The 6,530-nt window shown below is 68.8% G+C and carries 5 protein-coding genes; 2 read left to right on the top strand and 3 right to left on the bottom strand.

The genetic code is table 11. From position 1 onward, the window contains the following. The first annotated feature begins 271 nt into the window (after positions 1–271). Together accD and glmM are read left to right on the top strand one after the other, a co-directional pair. A complete protein-coding gene (gene accD, locus DBR34_RS01300) occupies positions 272–1,156 on the top strand; it encodes an acetyl-CoA carboxylase, carboxyltransferase subunit beta (RefSeq protein WP_128095396.1) in 885 nt (294 codons plus the stop codon). Beyond that, entirely contained in the window at positions 1,156–2,520 is a 1,365-nt protein-coding gene (gene glmM, locus DBR34_RS01305) for a phosphoglucosamine mutase (protein ID WP_128095397.1), read from the top strand. The genes accD and glmM overlap by 1 nt, the downstream gene beginning before the upstream one ends. 132 nt (positions 2,521–2,652) lie before the next feature. Here glmM and DBR34_RS01310 read toward each other — a convergent pair whose 3' ends face one another. The 3 genes from DBR34_RS01310 to DBR34_RS01320 form a co-directional block, all read right to left on the bottom strand. Then, positions 2,653–3,507 (bottom strand): polysaccharide deacetylase family protein, encoded by an 855-nt coding sequence (locus DBR34_RS01310; RefSeq protein ID WP_128095398.1) that lies wholly within the window; start codon positions 3,505–3,507, stop codon positions 2,653–2,655. Then, positions 3,494–4,660, bottom strand: coding sequence for a glycosyltransferase family 4 protein (locus DBR34_RS01315; RefSeq protein ID WP_128095399.1), 1,167 nt, complete (start codon positions 4,658–4,660; stop codon positions 3,494–3,496). The genes DBR34_RS01310 and DBR34_RS01315 overlap by 14 nt, the downstream gene beginning before the upstream one ends. Positions 4,661–4,691: 31 nt before the next feature. Beyond that, on the bottom strand, positions 4,692–6,530 hold a 1,839-nt coding region (locus DBR34_RS01320; protein WP_258223607.1), incomplete at its 5' end, for a sulfatase-like hydrolase/transferase.

Below are 6,530 nucleotides of genomic sequence, written 5' to 3' on the forward strand. Positions count from 1 at the left end.
CGGCTGGGCCGGGCCGCTGGCGGGGTTTGCGCGCGTGTCCCGGGTGCGGCTGCCCGCCTGCCTCCCGCGACACGACCAAGGCGCTGTTGTTGCCGTGAGAGCATCGGAATCCCGGCCGGAGACCACCGTCGCCCGCTCCTAAACATACGTCACAGCACGGTTTTACCGTTCGCCGCCGCACCCGGCAGGGGGTGCACGGGTGGGGAGGGCCTGAGCTAGACTGTCCGCCTTTGCGGCCTTCGGGCCGCCCTGAACGGAAGTAGCATCCCGCATGAGTTGGCTCAGCAAGTTGATGCCGTCTGGCATCCGCACCGACAACGTCCCCAGCAAGAAGCGCAGCGTCCCCGAGGGCCTGTGGGAGAAGTGCAGCAACTGCGGCAGCGCGCTGTACGGACCTGAGCTGGAAGAGAACCTGGAAGTCTGCCCCAAGTGCGGCCACCACATGGCGATCCGCGCGCGCGCGCGCCTGGCCGCCCTGTTCGACGCCGACAGCACCACCGAAATCGGTGCGCGTCTGGGACCGACCGACCTGCTCAAGTTCAAGGACCAGAAAAAGTACATCGAGCGCATCAAGGCCTCGCAGAAGAATACCGGCGAATACGACGCCCTGATCGCCATGCAGGGCCTGATGAAGGGCCGCCCGCTGGTCGCCTCCGCGTTCGACTTCGCCTTCATGGGCGGCTCGATGGGCTCGGTCGTCGGCGAGCGCTTCTCGCTGGCCGCTGAAAAGGCCGTCGAAATCGGCGCCCCGTATGTCTGCTTCTCCGCCAGCGGCGGCGCGCGCATGCAGGAAGGCCTGTTCTCGCTCATGCAGATGGCCAAGACCTCGGCCGCGCTGGGCAAACTGCGTGAGGCCGGCCTGCCGTACATCTCGGTCCTGACCCACCCGACCACCGGCGGCGTCTCGGCCTCGTTTGCGATGCTGGGCGACATCAACATCGCCGAACCGCAGGCACTGATCGGCTTCGCCGGCCCGCGCGTGATCGAACAGACCGTGCGCGAAAAGCTGCCCGAAGGCTTCCAGCGCTCGGAGTTCCTGCTCGAGCACGGGGCCATCGACCAGATCTGCGACCGCCGCGAAATGCGTGAGCGCCTGTCCGACCTGCTGGCCATGCTCGGCCGTCAGCCGGCGCCGGTTGCCGACGAGGTCGCCTGATGGGTGCGCGCCGGTATTTCGGCACCGACGGCATCCGTGGCCGCGTGGGCCAAGGGGTGATCTCCGCCGATTTCGTGCTGCGCCTGGGCAATGCGCTCGGCCGCGTGCTGACCGAGCGTAATGGCCACCGCCCCGGGCACCGCCCGGTGGTGGTGATCGGCAAGGACACGCGCATTTCCGGTTACATGTTCGAAGCCGCGCTGGAAGCGGGCCTGGTCGCCGGCGGCGTGGACGTGCAGCTGCTCGGCCCGATGCCGACCCCGGCCGTGGCGTTCCTCACCCGCACCCTGGGCGCGGACGCCGGCATCGTCATCAGCGCCTCGCACAACCCGCATTACGACAACGGCATCAAGTTCTTCTCCGCCGATGGCGAAAAGCTCGACGACGCCACCGAACTGGCGCTGGAAGCGGCGCTGGACAGCGACTTCACCACCGCCGAATCCGACCGCCTTGGCAAGGCCATGCGCGCGCGCGATGCGGTGGGCCGCTACATCGAGTTCTGCAAGGCCAGCGTGCCGCGCAGCTTCGACCTGCGCGGGCTGAAGATTGTGCTCGACTGCGCGCATGGCGCCACCTACCACATCGCCCCGCTGCTGTTCCGCGAGCTGGGCGCGGAGGTGGTCACCATCGGTGCCGAGCCCAACGGGGTGAACATCAACGATGGCGTCGGCTCGATGCACATCGACAACCTGGCCAACAAGGTGCGCGAGGTCGGTGCCGATCTCGGCATCGCCTTCGACGGCGATGGCGACCGCGTGCTGATGGCCGACGACCAGGGCAACCCGGTCGACGGCGACGACCTGCTGTACGTGCTGGCCGCGTCCTGGCAGCGCAATGGTCGCCTGCGTGGCCCGGTGGTGGGCACGCTGATGACCAACTTCGGCCTGGAACAGGCGCTGGAGCGCCTCGGCCTGCCGTTCGTGCGCAGCAACGTGGGCGACCGCTACGTGCACCAGGCGCTGGTCGAAGGCGGCGGCGTGCTGGGCGGCGAAGCCTCCGGCCACCTGCTGTGCCTGGACCGTGCCACCACCGGCGATGCCATCGTCAGCGCGCTGCAGGTGCTGGAAGTGCTGCGCCGCGAAGGCCGCACGCTGCGCGCCTCGCTGCAGGACCTGAGCCGGGTGCCGCAGAAGACCGTGAACGTGCGGCTGGGCGACGTGTCGGCCAAGGCCATCGTGCAGGCGGAAACAGTGCAGGCCGCGCTGGTCGCCGCGCAGGCGGCGGTGAAGGGCCGCGGTCGCGCGTTCCTGCGTCCGTCCGGCACCGAGCCGGTGGTGCGTGTCACCGTCGAGGCCGATACCGCCGAGTTGATGCAGTCCACGCTGGACCACCTGTCCGGCGCGGTGAAGGCGGCGGCGGCCTGAGAACGGCCACCGTGCGGTAGAGCCGACCGGTGGTCGGCTTTTCCACCGTCGGTGGGCTGCGTTGATGTGCACCGTGCTGGAGCAGCCGACCAACGGTCGGCTCTACCGGATGGCGTTACAGCCCCGGCCGCCTTACGGCCCCGGCACCATCTTCTTCTGCTTCGCCTTGAAGCGGTTGAACACCGGGGCGATCAACGGGTTGTAACTCCACGCGATGCGCTTGCGCAGCCAGCTGGCCGGGCGGTTGCGGATCGCGAAGCGGTAAATGTGCTCCGGATTGCCGCCCACCACGTTGCGCCCGAACGGGTGCGTGGTGTGCAGGTACTTGAAGCCCTGGGCACGCGCGATCGGCAGGTAATCCGCGTCGAAATCGCCGTAGGGCCAGCACAGCGTGTCCGACACCTCGCCCAGCTGCTGCTGCAGCACCAGCCGCGCCATCGACAGGTCGCGGGTGATGCCCTCGCACTTCTGCTCGCGGGTGATGTCCTGCTTCAGCCAGCGCGTATGCGAGTGGGTGTGGCAATGCACTTCAAAGGTGCCGGCCGCGATCATCGCGCGCGCCTCGCTCCAGCGCATCATCACGTCATCGGTGCGGTCGTCCCGCAGGATCGCCGCTTCGCACCCGCGATGGTCCGGCGTGGGCGGCAGCGTCACGCCCGGCTGCCCGGCGTGCGGGCGGACCGGGCCTTCGCCCATCCAGCCGGTGACCACGAACACCACCGCGTGCATGCCGTACTTGAGCAGGATCGGGTGCGCGTACACCCAGTTGTCCAGGTAGCCGTCGTCGAAGGTGATCACGATCGACTTGCGCGGGACCGGCTTGCCGGCCAGGAAATCGGCGTACTGCGCGAGCGTCAGCGAGGTCCAGCCGTTGTTGGCCAACCACGCGATCTGGCTTTCGAAATTCTCCGGCGACACCGTGATCATTCCCGGCGACGGCGACACGTGGTGGTGCATCAATACCGGCACGGATCTAGCGTTGGCCATGGCCCAGTTCCTTCAACCACTGGTGGTAATAGTGTTCGGTCGCTTCGGTATGCCCCGAGGGGGTGAAGCGCTGCGCGCTGCGCATCCATTCCCAGCCGGCACGGCCCATGCGCCGGCGCTGCGCGGGATCTTCAACCAGGGTCTGCAACGCCTGGGTCAGGGCCGCCTGGTCGCCCAATGGGGCGAGAATAGCATTGCTGCCTTCCAGCACCATTTCCGGCACCCCGCCCACGCGCGTGGCCACTACCGGCACGCCCACGTGCGCCGCCTCCAGGAACACCGTGCCGGCCGCTTCCTTGTGCGTGGCCAGGGCGAAGATGTCGAAGCCGGCCATCAGGCGGCACGCGCCGGGCCGGTAGCCGAGCAGATGGACCTGCGCGGCCACGCCCAGTTCGCTGCGCAGCGCCTCCAGCCGGCCCATCACCGGCTGGCCGTCACCGACAATCACCAGCTGCAGGTTGGGGTGCTGGCGGCACAGCGGCGCAATGGCGCGCAGCAGGTCCACGTGGCCCTTGGGTTCGCGCAGCACCGCCACGCAGCCGACCACGATCTGGTCGTCGGCAAAGCCCAGCTCGCGGCGTACCTCGGCACGGGTGTCCTGAACGCATTGCCAGGGATCATCGCAGTCGATCTTCGACCACTCCGGCGGCACCGCGATCGGCGGCACGATGCCCACGTGGCGGTCGTCCACCCCGCGCGCCACCAGCAGCTGCTTGACGAAGCTGCTGACCGTCATCACCCGGTGCGGCAGGCCGGTATAGGTCAGCAACGAGTTGACCGGGCTCATCAGGTGGCGTGAGCGCACCACCAGCGGCGTGCGCCCCAGCCGCGCGCCGGCGGCGGCGATCAGGCTGTCGCGGCGGCTGGTGGTATTGACCACGTCGAAGCCATGGCGGCGCACCAGCCGCCGCACCGACCAGATCCCGCGCAGCAGGCGCAGCAGACCGCCCATTTTCAGGTCATGCACGGTGAAGCCGGCCTCGCGTGCGATGGCGCCCAGGCGCGCACCGGGCTGGCACAGCAGCGACACGTCATGGCCACGCTCGCGCATGGCCAGCATGTGGCGGTAGATGTAGATCTCCTGTCCGCCGAATCCCTTGGCGGCCTCCGTGTGCAGGATCTTCAGGGGCGGGGTATTGGAAGGGGTGTTCATCGATGAACGTTCCAGGCGGGGAGCGGCCGGGTCATTGCCGGCGGAAATGGGTGAGCGCGTCCCATGCCGCGCGTACCGCAGCGGCATCGGGTTGCTGGTCGGGCACCGGCAGGTACTGGCGGTCCAGGGTGGTGGCGTTGCCGAACTTGTCGAACACGTAGGTGCGGTCGCCCTGGCGGATGCCGCGCTGCGACCAGCTTTCCACCAGCAGTGCACGGTCGGCCGGCACCGGGTCGAACAGGTCGCGGCCGGTACTGAAGTCAGCCAGCGCGTTCTCGCAGCCCAGGCCGTGGCGCATCAGGGTGGGCACCCAGTCCTCGTGACTGGTGCTGCCGGTGTGCCGGGCGGGCGTGCGGCCGGGCCAATGCAGCACGAACGGCACGCGCATCTGGTAGTCGGAGAAGTTGCCGTTGTGGCCCCAGTAGTTGAGGCCAAGGTCGTTGAATTCCTCGGCGTGGTCACCGGTCACCAGCACGATGGTGTTGTCGGCCTGGCCGCTGTCGCGCAGGGTCTGCAGCAGCTCACCGAGCAAACCATCGGCGTAGTGCACGGCGGTGCGGTAGCGGTTGAGCTCCGGTACCGGCACGTGGTCTTCGTCCAGTGCAAGGAAGTCGATGTGGCTCGCCATCGGCGTGGCCAGCGGCGGGTAGTCCTTGGGCAGGTGGTAGGGCGCATGGGTGCTGTCCAGGAACGCGAACCCGAACCAGTGGCCGTTGCCCGGCCGGGTGATGTCGGCGCGCAGTGCGTCGATGATGTGTCGGTCACGCGCGGCCACCGGCAGTGCCGACGGCGCCGTGTGCAGCTGATCGCGCACCTGGGCAAACACGGTGCGGTCGAATTCCGGGCTGTGCAGCGGCGCGCTGCCGTACAGATGCAGGTCGTACCCCTGTTGCTGGAGCACGTCGAACAGCTGCGAGCCGCGCTGTTCGCTGAGCATGCTGTCCCAGTAGCCGCCGGGCAGGCCGTAAAGCAGGCCGAACAGGCCGTAGCGGGTGGCATTGCCGCTGCTGTAGTGGGCGGTGAACTGCTCCGACTGCGCGGCCAGTGCCCAGGTGTTGGGCATGGTGGTGGCATCGAGCGCGTCATGGCGCAGCGATTCCATCACCACCACCAGCACGTTGGGCTGCACGTTGCTCTGGCAGCGCAATGGGTGCAGCGGGTACTGCAGCTGGCTGTGGCGCGGGTCGGGCAGGCTGGCCTGGGGCAGGCTCTGCACGCCGAGCCGGTGCATGTGGCGCTTGGCGGTGATCGGCTGCGCCCAGGGCAGGTACGCCCATTGGCTGGTCACCGCGCGTTCGCCGCGCGCGTCGTAGTAGGCGGTAGCGACCTGGCCGCAGGTCATCAGGGCCAGGCCGGCGGCCCAGGCCAGCAGCAGCGGGCGGCGCCGTGCCGCGCCGGGTACAAGCCGCCAGCAGGCCCAGGCCAGCAGCACTTCGGCCACAACCACGGCGGCCAGCACGGCCGCCACCTGCAGCCAGGTCTGCCAGGACAGCGCGACCTGGTCCTGCAGTGCGCCGCCGAACACCATGTTGAGCACCATGGCATTGAGGTGGAAGCGATACAGGGCAAACACCTTGGCATCGACCAGCAGCAGGCACAGCCACAGGGTCTGCAGGACCACCGCGCTGACCAGCAGGGGCCGTGTGCCGCGCAGCCAGAGGCCCAGCAGCAGCGGCAGCAGCGATACCCCTGCGCCAAGCGCAAGGAAATGGCCGGGCAGGGCGATGCCCAGGTAGGCCAGCCCGAGCCCGCCACCGGGGTTGTCGCCCAGCGGGGTGTTGCCCAGTGCGATGAGGATCGCGGCGCCGGCGTTGAGGGCGGTGAACAGGCTCAGCCAGGCCAGGCGCTGCCAGCGCGTGGACGGGGAGGG

Origin of the sequence: Stenotrophomonas sp. HMWF003 (genome assembly GCF_003061285.1) — a bacterium.
GTDB classification, from domain to species: domain Bacteria; phylum Pseudomonadota; class Gammaproteobacteria; order Xanthomonadales; family Xanthomonadaceae; genus Stenotrophomonas; species Stenotrophomonas maltophilia_AP.